The 20029-nt window shown below is 44.8% G+C and carries 20 protein-coding genes; 5 read left to right on the top strand and 15 right to left on the bottom strand.

Annotation, left to right across the window (positions count from 1 at the left end):
• Window positions 1–115 precede the first annotated feature (115 nt).
• Window positions 116–757: an inovirus Gp2 family protein gene (locus tag OU793_RS16090; RefSeq protein WP_088428170.1), complete on the top strand. Its 642-nt coding sequence runs from the start codon at window positions 116–118 to the stop codon at window positions 755–757.
• A 40-nt stretch (window positions 758–797) separates the two neighbouring features.
• Here OU793_RS16090 and OU793_RS16085 read toward each other — a convergent pair whose 3' ends face one another.
• Window positions 798–1244 carry a hypothetical protein gene (locus tag OU793_RS16085; protein ID WP_029836846.1) on the bottom strand — a complete coding sequence of 149 codons (447 nt, stop codon included), beginning with the start codon at window positions 1242–1244 and terminating at the stop codon, window positions 798–800.
• Between the two features lie 110 nt (window positions 1245–1354).
• Window positions 1355–2344 (bottom strand): GTPase family protein, encoded by a 990-nt coding sequence (locus tag OU793_RS16080; protein ID WP_274647803.1) that lies wholly within the window; start codon window positions 2342–2344, stop codon window positions 1355–1357.
• Between the two features lie 77 nt (window positions 2345–2421).
• Here OU793_RS16080 and OU793_RS16075 point away from each other — a divergent pair, with 77 nt between their 5' ends.
• Complete coding sequence (locus OU793_RS16075; protein WP_005378664.1) at window positions 2422–2643, top strand: AlpA family transcriptional regulator; 222 nt, start codon at window positions 2422–2424, stop codon at window positions 2641–2643.
• Here OU793_RS16075 and OU793_RS16070 read toward each other — a convergent pair.
• Complete coding sequence (locus OU793_RS16070) at window positions 2640–3608, bottom strand: YafY family protein (protein ID WP_029559389.1); 969 nt, start codon at window positions 3606–3608, stop codon at window positions 2640–2642. The genes OU793_RS16075 and OU793_RS16070 overlap by 4 nt on opposite strands.
• Before the next feature lie 180 nt (window positions 3609–3788).
• Entirely contained in the window at window positions 3789–4040 is a 252-nt protein-coding gene (locus OU793_RS16065; protein ID WP_004724214.1) for a hypothetical protein, read from the bottom strand.
• A 139-nt stretch (window positions 4041–4179) separates the two neighbouring features.
• Between OU793_RS16065 and OU793_RS16060 the strand changes: the two genes are divergently transcribed.
• A complete protein-coding gene (locus OU793_RS16060) occupies window positions 4180–4521 on the top strand; it encodes a YkvA family protein (RefSeq protein WP_069548433.1) in 342 nt (113 codons plus the stop codon).
• A 4-nt stretch (window positions 4522–4525) separates the two neighbouring features.
• Here OU793_RS16060 and OU793_RS16055 read toward each other — a convergent pair whose 3' ends face one another.
• From OU793_RS16055 to OU793_RS16040, 4 genes are all read right to left on the bottom strand, one after another.
• The gene (locus tag OU793_RS16055; RefSeq protein WP_029848564.1) at window positions 4526–4957 is read right to left on the bottom strand and encodes a DUF2787 family protein; all 432 of its coding nucleotides are present in this window, start codon (window positions 4955–4957) and stop codon (window positions 4526–4528) included.
• 38 nt (window positions 4958–4995) lie between these two features.
• Entirely contained in the window at window positions 4996–5445 is a 450-nt protein-coding gene (locus OU793_RS16050) for a DUF2787 family protein (protein WP_274647802.1), read from the bottom strand.
• A complete protein-coding gene (gene radC, locus OU793_RS16045; protein ID WP_274647801.1) occupies window positions 5442–5909 on the bottom strand; it encodes a DNA repair protein RadC in 468 nt (155 codons plus the stop codon). Before radC ends, OU793_RS16050 begins: the two co-directional genes overlap by 4 nt.
• Before the next feature lie 142 nt (window positions 5910–6051).
• Window positions 6052–6243 carry a hypothetical protein gene (locus OU793_RS16040; RefSeq protein WP_226982058.1) on the bottom strand — a complete coding sequence of 64 codons (192 nt, stop codon included), beginning with the start codon at window positions 6241–6243 and terminating at the stop codon, window positions 6052–6054.
• Between OU793_RS16040 and OU793_RS16035 the strand changes: the two genes are divergently transcribed.
• Window positions 6227–7312, top strand: a complete 1086-nt coding sequence (locus OU793_RS16035; protein ID WP_039552602.1) for an AAA family ATPase — start codon at window positions 6227–6229, stop codon at window positions 7310–7312. The two genes, OU793_RS16040 and OU793_RS16035, sit on opposite strands and share 17 nt — an antisense overlap.
• Window positions 7309–7974, top strand: coding sequence for a DUF4276 family protein (locus OU793_RS16030; protein ID WP_069548437.1), 666 nt, complete (start codon window positions 7309–7311; stop codon window positions 7972–7974). The genes OU793_RS16035 and OU793_RS16030 overlap by 4 nt, the downstream gene beginning before the upstream one ends.
• Before the next feature lie 164 nt (window positions 7975–8138).
• On the opposite strand, the gene OU793_RS16025 is transcribed toward OU793_RS16030, so the two are convergent.
• From OU793_RS16025 to OU793_RS15995, 7 genes are all read right to left on the bottom strand, one after another.
• Window positions 8139–11384, bottom strand: coding sequence for a type I restriction endonuclease subunit R (locus tag OU793_RS16025; RefSeq protein WP_069548438.1), 3246 nt, complete (start codon window positions 11382–11384; stop codon window positions 8139–8141).
• A gap of 12 nt (window positions 11385–11396) precedes the next feature.
• Complete coding sequence (locus OU793_RS16020; protein WP_238826980.1) at window positions 11397–12725, bottom strand: DNA-processing protein DprA; 1329 nt, start codon at window positions 12723–12725, stop codon at window positions 11397–11399.
• Complete coding sequence (locus OU793_RS16015; protein ID WP_238826981.1) at window positions 12722–14821, bottom strand: RecQ family ATP-dependent DNA helicase; 2100 nt, start codon at window positions 14819–14821, stop codon at window positions 12722–12724. The genes OU793_RS16020 and OU793_RS16015 overlap by 4 nt, the downstream gene beginning before the upstream one ends.
• A 14-nt stretch (window positions 14822–14835) precedes the next feature.
• The gene (locus OU793_RS16010) at window positions 14836–15966 is read right to left on the bottom strand and encodes a restriction endonuclease subunit S (protein ID WP_238826982.1); all 1131 of its coding nucleotides are present in this window, start codon (window positions 15964–15966) and stop codon (window positions 14836–14838) included.
• Window positions 15963–18104 (bottom strand): N-6 DNA methylase, encoded by a 2142-nt coding sequence (locus OU793_RS16005; protein WP_238826983.1) that lies wholly within the window; start codon window positions 18102–18104, stop codon window positions 15963–15965. The genes OU793_RS16010 and OU793_RS16005 overlap by 4 nt, the downstream gene beginning before the upstream one ends.
• Window positions 18105–18241: 137 nt before the next feature.
• On the bottom strand, window positions 18242–18802 hold the full coding sequence (locus OU793_RS16000) for a PIN domain-containing protein (RefSeq protein ID WP_017050840.1): 561 nt from the start codon (window positions 18800–18802) through the stop codon (window positions 18242–18244).
• On the bottom strand, window positions 18802–19944 hold the full coding sequence (locus OU793_RS15995; RefSeq protein WP_069548443.1) for an ImmA/IrrE family metallo-endopeptidase: 1143 nt from the start codon (window positions 19942–19944) through the stop codon (window positions 18802–18804). Before OU793_RS15995 ends, OU793_RS16000 begins: the two co-directional genes overlap by 1 nt.
• Window positions 19945–20029 lie beyond the last annotated feature (85 nt).

Genomic DNA, 20029 nt, shown 5'->3' with positions numbered 1-20029 from the left:
CTGGAGGAAGGGAGTGAAAAACTGTCGGTAATAATAGTATTTATATGAATCTTATCTAATTAATTACAACAACCTATCTACCTATTGAGAACACTAACCAATAGGAATGATAGAAATGAACAACAACTGTACAGACAAACGTTACATCAGCGGTATGCTGCTAAGCTGCAACTCGAATAACGGTCCTCTTGACAATAACTACTTAGCCTCAATAAAACGGACTTTCGATTATGCACTAAGCCAATACCCTCGAACCCGGCTAATGCGATTTGATTTACATTACCCAGATGGTTATCCGGTTAACGGGGTAACTGGCAAACAGATTACTAAGTTCCAAGAGTCCTTCAAAGCAATCATGTGTGCTTATCTAAAACGCAAGAAGCACAACCGACACTCTAAGCCACGATTTATCTGGTGCAAAGAGGTCGTCACTTCAGTGTATCCTCACTATCACGTAGCCGTATTGCTAAATGGTGATGTTTTTCAAGGAATAGGACCGTACGATGACCTTACGGGTGAATACGTTTCAGGGATGGTCGCTAAGGCTTGGGCAAGTGCAATCGGTATTACGGTCGGGCAAGCAAGTGGTGCGATTTTTTTCCCTAATAACGGTACTTATGAAATCAATAAGCGACTAGATACGGAGACTTTTTACAACCAATACAATCAGGCTTTTTACCGTGTCAGCTATTTAGCAAAACTTGAAAGTAAGCCTTTTGGGGATAAAGGAAAAAACTTCCACAGCAGTTGCAAGTGAGAAGACAAAAAAGAAAGGCCCCTACGGGCCTTTCTGTCACCTAATCCGTCGTATAGCGGTACTCCCCTTCGCTAGAGTAGATATCAATCTCTAACACGCGACAGCGAGTTGTAGTGACGTAACCTGTCGAGTCACCATACTCCAAGTCGACAGATGGATATGGGTGCCATACCACACCACTCGTAGTGTTACTGCTTGAGGGCTTCTTATAGTCTGGGTTGCTGAGATTTTTCAGTAACTCATCTGATTGGCTGTATTTATTCTTGTTAACAGTCACCTTCGGCATCTCTGGCCAGGCAACTTCGCAGTTGCCTCGATTCACCTCAATTTTGTAGATAGTGGTGAAATCAAACAGAGAGGTCACAAATATTTTCGTTTTGGTTCCCCATTGAGTATTGATGTCTTTGTATTCCACTTTGTAGCCTTCAGCTGACGCATTAAAGGCCAATAGCACTGACAGTGCTGTTGTAAGCACAATTGGTTTCATGAGAAGTATCCTTTGAACAGTTATTCAATGAGTTGATATTAAAAGGTGGTTGCGACAACTTATGTCGAAGAGAGGTTGGCTTTGAGAGATGTAACCGTAACGGTGCTTATCTACCAGCCAAAGAGATAGCGTAAACTGCCTAAGCATGCCCCTAGCGCACCGCCTATAATTTTGCCCAGCTGCTTGCCCGTAGTGCCAAACACACTTCCTATTTCTTCGCCGTATTGCGCACCTTGAGTCGTCGTGTCGAAGATTGCCTCCCACAAACTAAGACTGGTTTTTTTGTTGTAATCGCTGGCATCGTTGTCTTTCCAATTCTCATGTCGAGGGGAAAGCGTGCGATTCGCCAGTAAGAGCCGTTTATTTTTTGGTAAACGTTCAACAATCAAATACAGCAACTTGGAAAGGTTATAGGGCCGTTGCTTGGCCAATCCATCACAGTGCCCCGCAACGTAGTAGACGGGCTTTAGATACACCCCTGTTGCGCGTAATACGCGTCGATGAACCGAGCGCACCATGGTTTCAAGATAAGTTTTCGACACAGGTGTCGGTGTATTGTTTTCGTAGTCCCAGGATTGATTTCCTTTTAACGCATTATCGGCTTGATTAATGGCGATAATTAAACGGTGCTGTGCGTCTTCGCCTAATGCTGGAATAAGCACATCATTAATCAAGGTGATAGGTGTGCCTAAATCGCGTGAGCCACCATCAAGAATCACAAGTACCAGGTCAATCACGAAACGGTTCTGCTCATCTCTCGCTCTCAGCGTATTTTTCAATAAGCGGGCATGGCGCTTGTCTTCTTCGATGCCATCCCCCAGACCAGGACTATCCCAAAGAATGAGGTTGTTCAGACGATATTGCGTAACACCCTGAGTGTGCGGTTCACACCCAATGCCCACTTCTGCAACGCCCATGTCAAAGAGAGCGTTAATCGTTGAACTTTTTCCTGCTCCGGTGGCTCCTGTAATGAGGATGTTGAGCTCGGTGGCTCTCATTTGTTTGAGGTTATCGAGTAACTTGGTGCGAGTACGCTCATTGAGGGATGCCTGGCGTATCTCGCTTTCAAGCGTAGTGAAAAGATCGTGCTGTTCGGACATAAGTGCTCCTTAGTTAGCGTCCGGAAAAATTACAACTAGCTACCTCCTTATGACGAACAAATCATGAGGACAGAAAAATGAGACTAATTCGACTAAAAGAAGTGCTGGATAATACAGGTTTGAGCCGTGCGTATATGTACAAACTCATGGCAGAGGGTAAGTTCCCTAAATCGGTATCACTGGGCTTTCGCAGCGTGGCTTGGGTAGAAAGCGAAGTACAAGACTGGATATTAGAAAGAGTGGCAGAACGAGATGAGCGATTGGGTTTGCCAATGCTAGAACAAGAGGCAGTGGCTTAAGCAATTTTTGTGGTGCATTCCTCTTTTGTAATGCTCCAGACCTCATCACCAAACCCGCGTAACCATCGATCGAGCTGAAGTGAGTCAATCACCGTTGCCGTCACTTGATATCCACCATCGATTAATTCCACGTGCTGATCGATCGACAGCGGCGTTTCGAGTAAGTGATAACCGCTTTCTCTGCCAATACAAAACGACAGTCGTATTTCCTCCCCTTCACCAAAGTAAAAACGCCCATCTAAATCATACCGCTCCAAGTCAAAATCACTTGGATAAGCAAAATCAAACGTAGAGATGTTTGCTTTATGGATACGATGCAACGCCAAAGAACGCTCGTTGGTGTGACCGCGAAAACGGCACACGAGATACAGACGGCTTCCTTGTTGCGCTAACCCCAATGGCATCACCTCTTTGCTCTTCTGCTCTAGATTGGCATTGGTATAACAAAGGGACAAATAACGATTATGGAAGAGAGCGTAACTGACCTTCTCAAAAATCTCATTGTCGATGTGGGGAGGAAGCAACGGTACGCTCTCGCTAACAAAGCGCACTTTCTTTAGCCATTGACGCTCTTTCACATTGCTGGTGGAGGGAAATAGGTGTTGCTTGGCGTCATTGAAAACCGTGTCGAGAGTTTTCATCAAGTTTACAGGGAGAAGATAACGCAGATAATTTTCCGCCAAGCTCAATAAAACCGCCTCTTGTGGACCGTGTGAGAGCAAATGGCGCGAGCGACGACTATAGCCAAAAGGCTTGTCGCGCATATCCACGTCGACATCATCAAAGAACTGAGCGATATCGGTGAGATTACGTTGAATGGTTCGCTCTGAACGCACAATACCCACTTCACTCAGTTGCTGCTGGATCTCTTTGGCTGTGATTTTGCGACTGTTCGGAATGCGCTTATAAATCTCAAGAACCAGCTGGATGTAATGCTGAGAGCGATTAAGCTTAGTATCGTTCATAGATGGCTTTATTTTTAGGCGCACGAACTATCACCCATACAAGAGACGAGTAAAGACAATGAGCTAACGAATTGATTAAAGAGAGTTTACGAGGCGCTGCGTTGACTTATGTCGCAGCAGTTTTGCGAGGAAATAAAGAAAGCAGCGGACACGGCAAAGCGCCGTGTCCGCTTACCATCATTAACGGTGACGGTTCACCAAGCTTTGAATGGCATCGTCACTATAGCCACGACTTTTAAGCTCCTGGCGAGCAGCCCCAATGGCCCATGTACCGCCTGAACGATTGGCAATAGTGCGCGCTAACTGATCATCACTCTTACGAGCAGCATCCGCTTGCGCTTCTTTCATATCACCGTACGTATCAGAAGCCATCTTCGCTCCCGCTTGTGCGCCTGCTTTAGCAAGCTTTCCAACGTTGTCCCAAAATCCCATTTGGTTATCCTTCTTATTAAGTGGTCAGTTCCCATGCATAGTACGAATTGGTGCGTTAACTTATGTCGTACCGGATAAGGTTTGTCTTAAAAATGAGCGAGCTAGCCAGTATCCTGAAACCTCAACAGAGGGACCTCTCATGCAAGACACTCAACACCAAGAACATTACAGTGAGCAATCCTTTTGGGATAAGCTCAAACGCTACGCCAAGAAAGCTGGTCGTGAGGTTATTGAAACGGCCTTGCTCCTTTACTACTGTGCGAAAGACAGCGATACGCCACGTTGGGCGAAAACCGCAATACTGAGTGCGCTGGGTTACTTTGTCTTACCTATTGATGCCATACCCGATGTATTGGTAGGAGTTGGCTATAGTGATGACATTGGTGTGTTGATGGCAGCTTTGGCTTCGGTAGGGGCGCATGTAAAACAAGAACATAAGCAAGAAGCAAAGCAACAGGTGGAAGTCTGGCTAGATTTATAAAAAGTTAATGAGAAATCTGAATGTCGTCGTAACACTCCCATTCGACGTACTGAAGAAAGTTTTGCTCCCACATTTGATACAGCTCATCGAAACCTGGAGAGCGAATGCTTTGCCATCCCGTGGCGACGGTAAAAGCGACTTGATTGCCAAAGTCAAAATCAATGCATCGCTCTAACTCCGGATAATAGCTCCCCATATACGCAAAATCGGTAATGTAGAGAATATCAACCGTTTTACCATTCACAATGTTGAGGCCAATCTCAACCGGATGATATCCCCCTTCTTCCGCGCTATAGCTTTTGTCTCGAAAATGGATAGAGAGGGCATGGCTGGTGGACTGTGTTGATTCCATTGAGGCATGACAATGTTGGTTTAATAACGTCAGAAGCTTATTAGAAACAGGCAGCACTGACGGCGTAAAATTCAGTATAGACATAGCTAATTCTCCTAAAAGTGGACGAGGTTAAAACGTGATCATGAGTGGTGTTCATCGAAGGTTTGAATCATCGATAACTGAATGTCATCAAAGAGGGACTGAGTAAGGTGTCGAGAGAGCGCGTTCAGCCAAGTATCTAACAGCGCTTTCACTTGCGGGTGTGCGAGACTTGCAGCACCGCTATCTGGTTGATAACACCAAAGATTGAAGAGATGAAAGTAGAGTTCAGGCTCCATCTCACTCGGTTTGTTTTCCGAATAAGAGAAACTCGCTAAACAGACGACCTGCCAATCTTCACTGGCCGATGTCCGACGAAATTGTATTTCAATGGGATGAAGCCCCTGCCCCGTCTGGTAATAGCGTCTTTGTCGACAGTTCAGGACCATACGTTGAGCTTGTGGAGGAATCGAATAACGTTGAATTACCGAAAGCAATGCTCGATGAAAGCCATCCAACAGTTCCAGTTCACCCGATGTTTTCTGGATCATAGTAGCCCCCTTTCTGCAAAAGAGATGGCGCTATCACCAACCACGATATGATCAAGAACTCGAATGTCCACCAGCGCTAAAGCCTCTTTAAGCCTTTGCGTAATTTGTTTATCGGCTTGGGAAGGAGTGGCATCGCCAGAAGGGTGATTATGAGCAAAGATGAGTGCGGCGGCATTGACTTTTAAAGCCGCTTTGATAACTTCCCGAGGATAAACACTTGCCGAATCAATTGTGCCAAAGAAGAGCTCTTCAAAGGCAATAAGGCGATGCTGATTATCTAGAAACATCACCGCAAACACCTCTCTTTCATGGTGTTTTAATTTGCAAGATAAATAGGTTTTTGTTGCATCGGGATTGCAATATTGATCGCCTCGGAGGGCGCGTGCAGCAAGGATTTCTGCGGCCGCGTCGAGCACCCTGTCCGCCGTAACAGGACCATCAAAATAGTAGTTATTTTCGCGCATAAAAAGCTCCTAAAAATGAAACCGTTGAGGTATGCACGAAGATGATATATATCTGAAATTGTTTTGATTGCTATGGGTCAGCAACGTCAAATCGTGGTATTTTCAGCTGTAAAGTGACACGGATTTGTGTGCTACTCTCATCTTAGACTTGATGCACAATTTTAATGCCGTCAGAGTTTGATTGAGAAAACAAAGAGAAAAGCGCAGAAAGTGACGGTTGTGAGGTATAATCGTCTATCAATCGAAATACGCTTAGTTCTGCTAAAGCAACAAGCCATTCAATCAACAATACGTCGTAATCAGAAAAGAGGAAGCCAATGAGTAAGATAGACATGTTAACCATCCAGGGTTTTAAGTCTATCCGTTCGCTGGATAAGCTACAGCTCAACAACTTAAACGTTCTTATCGGTGCAAATGGCGTCGGTAAGAGTAACTTTGTCAGTTACTTTAGAATGTTGCACGAGTTAGTTGAAGGTCGTTTGCAAGTTTGGACGAGCAAACAAGGTGGCGCTGATCGTGTTTTATCTTTTGGCATAAAAGAAACAAGCTGCTTCTCTTCCACACTCTTTTTTGGACGTAATGGTTACCACGTTGCCTTGGAGCCAACTACAAATGAAGGTTTTACATTTGTTTCTGAGAAAGTTCATTTCAAAGGGGATAGTGTTACTACCTCTCCAGAACTCGGTTCTGGTCACATGGAATCACTGTTGAAAGAGCATACAAAGCCGATTTCAAAGTTTTGCTACAGCTCTATTTCTTCTTGGAAGGTATTTCATTTTCACGACACTAGTGAGACTGCCGCTGTTAAACGGGCTGGTGCAGCTCATGACAACGAATATCTACGTTCAGATGCGAGCAACTTAGCCGCATACTTATTTAAGCTACAGCGTGAAAACTCTGAGGTCTATGCACAAATCTGTAAAACCGTGCGTTTAGCTGTGCCATTCTTTGATGACTTCGTTCTCAAACCTATTCAGCTTGCTTCTGGTGAAGAGCAAATACGCTTACTGTGGAAACAAGCCGATAGTGACTACCCTCTTTGGCCAAGTCAGCTTTCCGATGGCTCTATCCGTTTTATTTGTTTGGTCACAGCTTTATTGCAACCTAACCCACCATCGACAATCATCATCGATGAGCCAGAACTAGGCTTACACCCTTATGCGATAACGCTATTAGGAGCATTGTTACGCAGTGCGTCAAAAAGGATGCAAGTGATCGTATCTACGCAATCCGTTCCACTACTTAATGAATTTGAGTTGGATGATCTTATTGTTGTAGAGCGTGAAGAAGGCGCATCGACATTTAAACGCTTAGATGCTGATAAATTCCGTACTTGGCTAGATGATTATTCGGTTGGCGAGCTATGGGAGAAAAACATCATTGGTGGGAGACCATCAAAATGACCATAGTGCATGTAATTTGTGAAGGACAAACAGAAGAAGCTTTTGTGAAAGAGTTGCTGGTGGAGCCATTCGCCCTTAAAGGCATTTACTTGATGCCAGGGCTTATCGGTCGCCCAGGCCATAAAGGAGGAAACTTCAAGTTTGAACGGCTTGCTCCTGATATCGAAAAGCGTTTGCTAGCAGATCAACAGTGCTATTGCACCACCTTCTTTGATTTCTACGGGTTACCAGAGAGCTTCCCTGGTAAGAATGCCGTCGATGCCAATGCACCTGTCGCTGTTAAGGCTCAAACACTACAAAACGCATTCGCTGAAAAATTGACTGAGAAAATCGGTGCGAACGCTATGCGTCGGTTTATCCCTTACGTGCAGATGTACGAGTTTGAAGCACTGCTCTTCAGCGATCCGCTAAAGATGGCTCAAGGTATGGATAGAGTAGAACTAGAAAGGGTATTTACCGAGATCGCAAACAGCTTCGACTCACCAGAACATATCAATAATAGCCCGCAAACAGCACCAAGTAAGCGCATCGAAAGCCATATTTTCGGCTATGAAAAACCACTTTTAGGAACTTTGGCAGCTTTAGAAGTGGGCCTAGAAACCATGCGTGAGAAATGCCCTTTGTTTGATACTTGGCTAAAAAACATTGAAGCACTGGCTTAACCTAAGTTAAGCCGGTTAGTGAGGCAAAAGTTACTGAATTTCTCTTAACTAAAAAGGATGTTGAGACTCCCAAGAGTTATCCGCCAAACAATACACATAATTGATACCCCAGGATGCGGGCCCCCTTCCATTCTAACCGCTAGTTTCTTATTAGATTTTAAAAATCATGAACCATAGATAGGGGAAGGTAGTTTAGGATATGCTCGAAAAATATGTAGAAACACCCTTTCGGTTATTACAGAAATTTCTTCCTCTTCATAATCATCGACTGGTAGACCTGTCTTTTCATCATAAAGAAAGTCATAAATTTGCTGTTTAACCGCATCACGCGCAGATTCTTTTTGTTGCCAGTTCGACACTTTCAAACGCTCAGCTTTAAGGGTTGCAAGTAGTGAGGTTGCCACTTTCTTGATAGTCACTATTTCTTTTGGTTTTAGGTTCGGTTTGCTCAACAGATCAAAAAGCACCAGAGACTCCTCGTCTAGACCTTCACGCAGAGCTCGTTTCTCCTCTCTCGACAATTCGTCATTCAGAATGAGCAGAGCTTCAAAGGTCTTTTCAATAACAACGCGATCCTTCTCTTGGTTGTATTCCTTCACCAGTTTTTCGTAGTGCTCTTGATAATCAGTTCTCAATGGATTCTGAAACATCAGTCTGGCCAATTTTTGCTCTACCGCATGCTTAAGGGTTTGTACCGTTGTGTTCTTGCGTTCCGAGCGAGCAAACTCTTGGCGTAGTCGCTCAAAGTCGATTTTACTAATATCAAATATCTTGTCTGAGTTTGGATTTTCTTCACCGATCTGGTGGGAAGTATCAATACTGGCGTCAACAATTGCATGCAGCTCTTTCATGATATCCGTGATATCGGCTTTCTCTTTGTCAGCCTGCAAGCTCTTGTAAAGTATATTGATAGCGTCGCGGATATCTCGATAGCCATTGATCCCCGGTACATTGATACAAGATTTAAATCGATTGAAGACCTCTCGCGACATTACCTCAAATCGCTTTCTAGTCTCATCGCTTTGGTTAATAACCTCTTTAGCTTTGACAATAGCAGCATTGCGGGCGAAACCAGCCTCTGTGATTATCGTCTCTAGCTCAAATTCATGCTTGCGGAGAAACTCGACGACAAAGCTAACGGCCTCATTCAGATTATCAAGCAACTCTTCATTAGGTTTTGCTGGATCGGTTTCATCATTTTCGCCACCATGGCCTTCGTCACCTGTGCCAGCAAAAGTGGCTAGCGCTTTGCGCAAGTTCTTTAGAATTCCACAATAATCAACTATTAGACCGTTACTCTTCCCTTCAGCAACCCGATTAGCACGAGCAATCGCTTGCATTAACGTGTGTGCTTTTAGTGGCTTATCAAGATACAGAGTTGATAATGTTGGAACATCAAATCCCGTCAGCCACATGGCACAGACGATTGCCACTCTGAACGGATGCTCACTGGCTTTGAAGGCTTCTTCTATATCCAGACGAGAGCCGTCTTGTAATTCGAATCCAATCTTCATTAGCTGACGGTGAGGTTTAATATCCAACCCCCACTTTTCAAACTTGGCAATTTCACCTTGCTCTTCACTGACAACTACCGCCATCAGTGTTTCTTTCATCCAGGCCAACTGGCGCTCACGCCACGCCAAGTCTTGCTCATCCGTTGCCTTAGAAAGACTGGCTTCCTTGGTTTTAATGTGTTCCTGCCAATAGAAATCAATTAACTTGTGCATGCGTACACAAGTGATTTTATCTAAGCAGACAAACATAGCCTTACCCGTTTCCCACCCGTTGGCGTAATGGGAAACAAAGTCTCGTGCTATCTGATCTAAACGGCTTGAAGATGTAATGATGTGATAATCACGCTTCAGTTCACGTTCTAATTTTTGCTGAACATCCACATCATCAATTTCCAATTCTTCAAGCTTTTCAGCGATACGCTCATTGAGTCCCTTAGGGTCAGCCACACTGTGTTGGTTACCATCATCATCAGTAAAGACCAAATCCTCACCACGAGCGTCGTAATAAAGCGGAACTGTCGCTTTATCCTCAACAGCTCTTTGGAAGTCATAGGTTGAGATGTAATCACCGAAAAACTTCTTCGTAATTTCATCTTCTTTAAATAGCGGCGTCCCCGTAAAGCCAATGAAGCTGGCCTTCGGCAAGGCATTACGCATATTTAGCGCCAAGTCACCATATTGAGTGCGGTGAGCTTCATCGGTAATAATGATGATGTCATCGCGCTCTGAATACGGTTTTTTAGGATCGACTCTCTCGTTGAACTTCTGAATTAAAGTAAAGACAAATGCCTTTTGCTCACCGATAAGCGACTTCAAATCCTTCCCACTCTTAGCTCGACACGGATCTTTATCGTTGTTGACCAGGCCACATCCGGCAAAAGTTTTATAGATTTGCGTGTCTAAATCTTCCCGATCGGTCAGAACGATAAAGGTGTAGTTCCCCCCCAGCTTTCGATGCACCATTTGGGCAAAAAACACAATTGAATAGGATTTACCGGATCCTTGCGTATGCCAAAAAACGCCAAGCTTACCAAGACGTTCATTTCGATTAACAACAGCATCAACAGCACGGCAAACACCCAAATACTGGTGGTTTCGAGCAACAATTTTTATCAAACGGCCTGAGCTTTGATCAAACAACGTGAAGTTCTCAAAGATATCCATCAGGTTTGTCTTGGAGCAGGTACCTTTTAAAAGGGTTTCCATCTCCACAACACCTGGCTCTTCCTCGCTAAGACGCTTCCAATCATTAAAGTGCTCGAACTGACTTGAAACTGAACCAATTTTGGCATCAATACCATTCCCTAATACGATAAAGGCATTGTGATAGAAAAGGTGTGGGATGGTATCTTTGTAATCTGAAAGGTTTTGTTCGTATGCTGCTCGAATATCTTTGTGTACGTTTTTCAGCTCCATAAACAACAGTGGAATACCATTTACAAAACCGACCACATCGGCTCTTCGCCGATAGATCTCACCTTTCACCCAAAACTCACGAACAATCAAAAAGTGATTGTTTTCGTAGTTATCGAAATCAAACAAACGAAGACTTTTTTTGACCCGAGCGCCTTTATCATTGGTGAAAGTAACGTCTACACCATTTTTGTGTAACGCGTACTTTTCTTTGTTTACACCAACAATATTGCGAGAGGTGGGAGCATCAACAACAATCCGCATGGCTTCTTGATAGGCCTCGGTGGGTAACCCTGGATTGAACTCTATAAGCTTTTCACCAAGGTAGCGGGTAAGAACGACTTCCTGCTCTGAGGTTCTGCCGAGATCCCCCTCTTTACCCATCCGCTCGTGCAGCCCCATGAAAGACTCATCCCATTTCAATTCATTCAACAAATAGTCTGCAGTTACCTCTTGAACTAGGACATCTTCTGTCATGGGCATGGCTTTATCCTTTTAGTTGTTATTGATTACCTGATAGCGCACTGGCTTACTCAGCTTCTTCACTACACATTCTTCACTTGCTCTTTTCAGCCAATCATTGAGTTGTGATTTATGAAGCCCTGTCTGCTCGATGAGTTCTTCGAGCGTGATTGGAGAGCTGGCTAATCGATAGAGCTCACCTAAAAAGATATTATAAAAATCAACAGGGTGTGACGCTATCGATTCATTAACATCTTCTGATTGCTCTTTTTCCGATATTTGGGCGACTTCATCGTTTTTGACATCTATCATTGAATCGGAAGCTGTCACATTTTCAGTTTTCTCTTCTGTTTCTAGCTCATCAAATATCCCAGGCAGGTCTGGAGTAGTGAAGAGATTGTGCTGAGTAGATGTAGAGACCAACGAATTCTGCTTATTTGGTTGTAGCATTGAGGCTATTTGAAGCGTGGAAAGATCAGATTCAATCCAAGCGCCGCCTTTCTCCACCAAATCCACATTTGCTGAATTGGTATCATTAGTTGGTTTAACCCACAAAGGTACCCAGCCTTTCTTGAGGTTTTCCTCTGCACCATTTAAGGTACCACCTTTCTTTCCTGAGTGAATCACTAAAGAACTTGAAGCCATGCAATAGATGTACTTATTGCGAGCCATTGCATTACCAGCATTGAAGCCCGCCTCTGGATAAAATGGAGACACTAGTACAACGTTGTTTTCGAGCAAGCCCTTACGCCATTTGGCACTGGTTGCCGCTTTGAGCAGGCTATCAGCCATCACACCAATCACTGAGCCACCACGAAGCATAGCGCCCTGCATAGCCGCCTCATCTACACCTCTTGCACCACCAGATACGATAGCAATTCCTTCTGAGGCGGCTTTTACACCTAATTGTTCAGTAAAAGCAAGATCAGCAACGCTCGCATTTCTTGAGCCAATTACAGCCAAGCCACCAGAATTAAGTAATGACTTATTGCCACAACCAAATAAAACTGGGGGAGAATCATTTTTTAACCTAAGCTTCAAACGCTTGGGATAATCAGGATCAGATCGGGTCACTAGCCAAAGACCTGCACGTCGCCATTTTTCAACCGCCAAAGCCAAGCTGTGGCCTCGATTTAACAAGGACTCGATACGTTCTATGCTAACTCGAGTATCGCGCCATCCATGCAGCAAAGGCCTAGGGTCTGAAACCAATAAATCAGCTGGCGTAATTGACTTACCTTTCAACCACAAAGCAAAACGTCCCCATTCTGCATTGGAGAGAGGCTTTACATCCTCAGTGTTTGCTTTCGAAAAATAACTCGTCAGCAACAATGTTGCCTGTGCTATTGGCGATAAATTCATGCGTCGTTCACCGAAGAAGAGGCCAAAGCAACGGGATATACATCACCACTGCCTGCTTGTTTTAGTAATGCTGCGATAACGGTCAGCGTCCATCCTGAATCTACAATATCATCAACAAGTAACATTGGGGTATTAGGAACGGGTTGAGTGATGGCAAACGCACCATCCAAATTACGACACTGATGGAATCGGTTCTGCTGCCCTTTTTGAGGCTGATTGTTCTTCACTTTACTTACTGCGTCTATAAATGGCAGCTCAAGCCTAAGTGCCAGCTTACGAGCAAATTGAGGCACTAGCTCTGGATGGTTACGGGAAGGCACACAGCACACCCATTGCGGCATCGGGTTTGGATGCCAACGCTCCAGGATCATAGTCGCCATCGCTTCGACCAGTTCATCGCTAAACTGACCAGCGTGTTTTTGATCTGCTACCACTTTACCCCAGCCTGCATCACCCCATCGGGAAAGCACACGCCCCTCGTTCGCCCGAAGGTTTTGAGGGAGATTGCCACTGAACCCGTATTCTAAAAAGGCATTTGCAGCGACTTGTGCTCGAGGCTTTATAACCATCTCCGCATGTTTAAGGAATGTGGCCGCTTGATGGGCTAATGCAGGATTGACTGGAAGATTAATTACGGCTTGCCCAAGACAAGATGCACACTTTCCGCAAGGGGTAGGGTCATTATCATCCAACGCTCGGCGGAGATAGGTCATTTTACAATCAGCAGCACCAAGGTAAGCCTGAACTTCTTGCCACTCTTGTTCGCGTTGAGAGGTGAGGTGTTCGATACGCTCCCGATCCATGGTGAAATGAACGGCCGTCCTGCGCCATTGAGACCCCACTTTGATAACAGGCGCAGGGCTTTCAACACTCAGCAGCTTCAAGACCTTTTCAATCTGACCATGACGAAGGTTGGTTCTCTCTTCGATACGAGGAATCGACAACCCATCACAGGCCGCCAATACAGCAAGAATTTCATTAACCTGCGGCTCAGAAGGAAACGCTGATGAACGGAAAAACTCATGAATATCGGTGTCTTCCGTTCCAGACATCAGTACACCAATCGCATGCTCAATGCCTCTCCCAGCACGACCAACCTGTTGGTAATAAGCCACAATAGATCCCGGAGCCTGATAATGGATAACAAAGCTCAGATCAGGTTTGTCGTAGCCCATCCCCAGTGCAGTCGTTGCAACAAGGGCCTTAATATCGTTTTGGAGAAGCATATTTTCGAGATGCTCACGATAGTCGTTGCTGTTTTCAAAGCCTTCAGCCTCAACACTACCATGGTAAGCACAAGCATTAATGCCGTTATCTTTAAGCCACTGTGCAACTTGTTCTGCATCACGCACCGTTAGTGTGTAGACAATCCCAGTCCCTTCTAGCGTAGGGATCACCTGCGCTAACCATGCCAAACGCGATGCCTGATCCGGCAGTACCATGGTTTGCAGCGCCAAGCTGTCGCGAGACAAAGGCCCTCTTTGGATTTGAATGTCACCCAGTTGTATTTGGATATCCTCCACCACACGGTTGTTTGCCGTTGCCGTTGTGCCCAAGACTGGCGTATTCGGAGGTAACTGACGCAGAATATTCACAATGCGGCGGTAATCAGGACGGAAGTCATGTCCCCAGTCTGAAATACAGTGCGCCTCGTCAATCACCATCAACGAGATACGATCAGAAATAGGCTGAAGTACAGTTTCAATGAAATTATCGTTAGCCAGCCGCTCAGGGGAGATCAATACACAGTCTATCTGATTGTTCAGGATTCGTTGTTTTACTGCTTCCCAATCCGCGGTGTTGGTAGAGTTCATGGTTTCCGCAACAATACCTAGACGCTGCGCAGATTCTATCTGGTTGCGCATCAAAGCCAGCAAAGGGGATACGATAATGGTTGGCCCCATACCGCGATCACGAAAAATTTTGGTGCTTATAAAATAAACCGAGCTTTTACCCCAGCCCGTGCGCTGAACAACCAGCAATTTCTGCCGATGATTAACCAAGGCATCTATCGCTTCCCACTGTCCATCTCGGAACTCTGCTGTAGGGTTAGCGAGGGCCGTTTGTAATAGTTGTTGGGCCTGAGCTCGGTTCATTTTCTCTCCTTGAGTTAAACGGCTAATTCACCGCTCATCAGTTTCGGCAACAGTAGATCGCGGGCTTGAGCGAGTTTATCGCTATAGTCTTTCAACTTATTGATTTGATGCTGGATTGGTTGTACTTCTCTTATGAAATTTCCGTAGTTGATCTCATCTGGAACCAATATTTCGCGACTATAAGCCATGTCACGGTTTAATCCTGGCACGGCCACATCAGTATTTATGAACTGAACATTTTTTAATGCGTGATACAGAAAAAGACTGCTTTGTTCCTGTGTAATGAAATAAACCGTATCAATAGGAAAAAAGTCGGTATTTACCCAAAACACACTACCAACATTCCCTTTTCTACCAATCACAATGCCAGGTCCATCAACTAAAGCTTTTTCATGTGAGCCTACTTCACCACTAGAGCCATACACAGGGTAAGGTCCGGGAATCCGGACATCAGCTTTTAAGGCTTTTCCATAGTTAAGCGTCGCGATTTGCTTTAATGTTTTTTTCTCCCACCCCTCAGGCACACCATCAATGATCTTTGCCTGCTCATGTCCCGGGAAGCGCAGGTGAACAAACCACTCCTGATAAAGCAGGCGTGCAGATTCTTCCAGCAGCTGAATACGGCGGCGGTTGTTTTCAATGAGGTCATCGTAGGTGGCGATTATGTTTCCAAGCTTTCTTTGAACTACAAGAGCAGGAAGCCCAGGTAAAGGCAGTCTCCGTATGTCCTTCATATTTACGTGCTTAGCTGTCGCACCAGTCTCTCCTGCAAGTAAATTTGCCTGTTGTACTGGCGCTAAAAGGAAATAGCACAAAAATTTGGGATCAATTATTTCTTTGTTAGGGCGGAGGTGAACGGTTCGCTGGCCCAACACAACATTTTCACCATGCGGTACAATTGCAACATTACCTGCAGGAGCTTCTCTAGCCAAAATTAAATCTTCTGGCTCGGGAATGGCTCTTTGAGTCCAGATATCGTAGTTTTCTTGTGATACTCGGTAAACTCCATCAAGAAGTAACCTACCCCTGCCAACGTTGGGTGTTCTAATCAATGGGAAGCCAGTACTTTGTGTCGGGGCCGTTTTATGCAAACAATCAACTATAAATTCACATACATCATTTAGAGTTAGGTGCGATTCACTCATATCCCCAACTCCTCAAAATTGCAGGCAATCTTCTGAGCCAACTCAACCGCTTCTGCATTCAATCCTTGAAGTTCAATATGAATATCTCGTAGTGCTTCTTCAAAATCGAAGTCTTCATCTACCTCCTCAGGCGCCACACCTACATAGCGTCCCGGCGTCAAACTCCAGTCAGCGGCTTCAATTTCTTTGATATCCACCAACTTCACTAAGCCTGCTACATCACGGAGCTTACCTTCCGGGAAACGGCTTAGCAGCCAATGTGCCTGTTTGTAGAAGTAACGCACCTGCTTAAGTTGCTCAACTGCCAGCTTGCGAGCTTCATCCGCAGACTTTTTCAGGTTTTTGCGTGCACGGCTATTTAACAGGGCGCTATCCCAAAGTTCGCTGTCTTTTGCACCATTGGCTTCTGCCAGCTCAATGACGCGAGTTGCCAGCTTATATGCCAAATCCAACTCTTTGATCAGATTCCGGCTTTGATCTGCCAGCACTTTGAGGCTTTCATCTTTGTCTGTAAACGTAACCAGCCCGCTAGCCTGATTAATGTCATCAGCACTCCAGCGTTTTTGTAAGCTTGAGGTTATCGCTTGCATTGCAGACCAGCTTTGTTCAGTCATCCCTTTGACATGCAGGAACTCGGCGTGCACATCCAAATCAACACCGGCTTTCTCCAACGAGGTCATAAATGGCGCAAAGGCTTTTTGTAACTTTTCCAACTCAGCGATAAAGTCAGGTACGTATTTGATGTCAGATCTTTCAATTTTCCCGCACTGCTGTGCTTCCAACAAACTGCGTGAAATGTACTCTCGCACCAGTTCAATAAACCGCTTACCTTCATTGCGGTATAACCAAACAATGGCGGTCAGGCTCTTTTGTTGCTCTGGACTGAAATCGTAGATCTTGCGCGTAACTTTGCGGTACACGTTACGCGCATCCAGCATCAGTACTTTGTTTTTCAGGTTGGCGGGTTTGTTCTTATCTAAGAACCACAACTGACAAGGCACTGTACGGGTATAAAAAAAGTTGCCGCGTACATCGACCATGATGTCAACATCGCCCGTTTTCACCAGTTTTTCACGCACCTTCGCTTCATCACGTCCGGCACTCGATGCCTGCGAAGACATCACAAAACCTGCGCGTCCTGTGTCGTTCAGGTAGCTATAGAAATACTGAATCCACAAGTAGTTGGCATTGCTGACTTTTTTGTTCTTGTTAACGCCAGGTAAACCGAACGGCAAACGCGCTTTGTCTTTTTTGACTTTGTCAGCATCTACCTCATCAACGTTAAATGGAGGGTTAGCCATTACATAATCGACAGTACCAAACAACCCTTCATGGGGGTCGTTGTAATAAGTGATGGCACTTTCACCACCTTCAACGTTGCCTTCTAAGCCATGTACGGCTAAGTTCATTTTGGCGAGGCGGGTAGTTACACGGTTTTTCTCATGTCCGTAGAAGGTCAGCTCTTGCGGGTTCTGAGCGTTACGCTCCATAAAGTGGGCGCTTTGTACAAACATGCCGCCCGAACCACAGGCTGGGTCAAAAATCTTACCATGATCAGGTTCCAGCACATTAACCAGCAATTGCACCAAAGAAACTGGTGTGAAGAATTCACCGCCATCGTGAGCACCTTGGTCGGCAAACTCAGTCAGGAAATATTCGTAAATACGCCCAAAAATATCGCCGCTGGCTTGTTTCAGTTCTTCTGGGTTTAAAGTGCGCAGCAACACACCGAGAACATCGTTCGGGATATTGTTGTATTCCTGCTTCGGCAATTGGTCTTTGAGGTTTTTGTAATCTTTCTCAATGGACTCCATCGCCTGAATAATTGCTTCCGCACGCTTATCTGCATCGGTCAGAGCAATCAGGTAATCAAACTGAGCTTCTGGAGCGAGGAATATGGCACTCTTCTGTGAGAAATCTTCTTTGGTCAGTTCGCGTGTTTTACCACCACGACTTGGCAATTCAGCGATAATCTCTTCTTTGACCGCCAGATAACGACTATAAGCATGACGCAAAAAAATAAGCCCCATGACTGGGAGAAAGTATTCATTACTCGCCAGCTCAGAGTTAGCTCTGAGGTTATCGGCGGATTTCCAAAGTCGTTTTTCGATTGCTTCGATATTTTCTAGTTGTGCCATAAGGCCAAATCCTGATCATTCTTGGAGTAGCATTCAACAACTGATGGTGACCTTGGAGGCATTCCATCTCAAATACAGTCATTGAACAACATTTAAGACTGCGGGTAGTTTAACCCAGAATAGTAACCAGCTGATATTTAAAGCGGCGGTGATTTGCCAAAAAGGCGAGGATAATCTGAGTGGAATTTCGCTGGCATATCCGATATGTGTTGCCAGTAAGAGCACAGTGCATCGATTGTTTTCATATCAGCATGACCACAATCCAGCATAATTTTAAGTAACTCTAGTGTCGACATCACCTGCGCATCAAACACACGTGCCAATTCGCTCATGTCTTGATCATCGGTAACGACAGGAACACCAAGTTCAAGGGCGTAAGCAATATACCAAGCATCCACTCGAGAAGGACCGGACAGGTCAGTTTGGACATAATCCCAGACGTACTCGAATGTATCTTTGATGGATTGCTTCTGCTTTCGGCTAATACTTGGAAAGTGTTTCCGGTTTTCAAGAAACTCGTCGTCTTCCGTCCAAGGAAACTTGCTTTGAAGTTTTCGGCCAGCTAGTTCTTGATTCAGTTCGGGTAAAATATACAAGCAGTACTGTTCGTCCCCAAAAGAGACGAACAACAGTGGTCTTATCGTTTTTGCCAATCGAAGGTAGGCGTTGGTATCTACTAGAATCTTGGATTGAGGCATCAGGTCAACTCTGTGTGGATACTCCGGGCATCAAGCAGTGGCATATCCAGCACAGTTTGCACAAATCCTGGTCCTTTGTTGTGTTCTTTTATGTAGGCTTTCAGAAGTTCAAATATTGGTGTTTCAAAACCTTCATTGACTAAGTCAATATAAGCTCTTGCTGTAGGGTTGCCTTGTTCATCAAGACCTGTAGGCTTAAGTAGAGCTTCGCTTAAGTTAGGATACTGTTGATTGAATTTCGTTACTGCAGCAAAAAATGAGTTACCCATATTTATCTCTGGGCACCCCATTCGAACCGCATATTTGTTGACTTGCTGAAGCACTGAGTTTGGCGAGATAACCTGTTTCTCGGCCAATTCTTTTAGTCTATTTATTTTTGCTGAAGGAGTAGCTACTGCAACTAGTTCCTTGTAAGCCTGTTCTGCCAATTCTGCCGGGTATAATAAGCAACCAGCAAATGCATCAGCAAAATCTTCAGCCTCATCGCCTTCCAATCCGGGAGACATGCAATGTCCCAACTCATGCGCCATCCAAAACTTGAAATCATGAATATTGGTATCAAGATTCAGATAAACCCAAGTACTTTGAGAATCAGGTAAGTAGATATGGATAGCGTTCTCATGGCGTTGCTTTGTACCCCATAAAACAGGAATGACAACCGCCTGTAATTCACTGAAACGGCGAATCAGATGTTTGAAATCAATCTTATCCGTCGGCCCTACATTGATGTCTTCCCGCACCTTTGCCGCTACTTTGTGTAAATAGTCATAGTCACAATTTGGCGACTTAAGCACAGGAGGCATTTCAAACGTATCAAAAGGAAGGTAAGGCACAAGATGACGTAAAAAACGTCCCATCTCCTGAGCTTTCTCTACATGATGGCTTTTTGTTTTTGCTGAGCCCTTTTTACGAAAGGCTACTTTGGGAGTATTAAGCTCTTGTTTGATAACAAGTTGATCAAACGTCAAACCCAGCAGCTTGCCAAGCTGGAGTAGCTTGTTCGGGCGTGGGAATGACTTGGCATTTAGCCACTGCGAAACTGCTTCTTTGGATACAGCAAGGCCGTCTGCCACAGCGGTCTGTGTCAGTCCTTTCTTTTGCATCGCTTCAGTAGCGTTTTCTATATTAAGTACTTTTTGCATGTGGTGAGTATATGACCAGGTCAAGTTTTGTCAAGTTAAGAGGACTTACTCAAAACCTAAATTATATAAAAATAATCATTAATTC

It is taken from the genome of Vibrio sp. VP6, from assembly GCF_028823755.1.
GTDB classification, from domain to species: Bacteria; Pseudomonadota; Gammaproteobacteria; order Enterobacterales; family Vibrionaceae; genus Vibrio; species Vibrio parahaemolyticus.
This window is presented reverse-complemented; position numbering and strand designations above follow the sequence as displayed.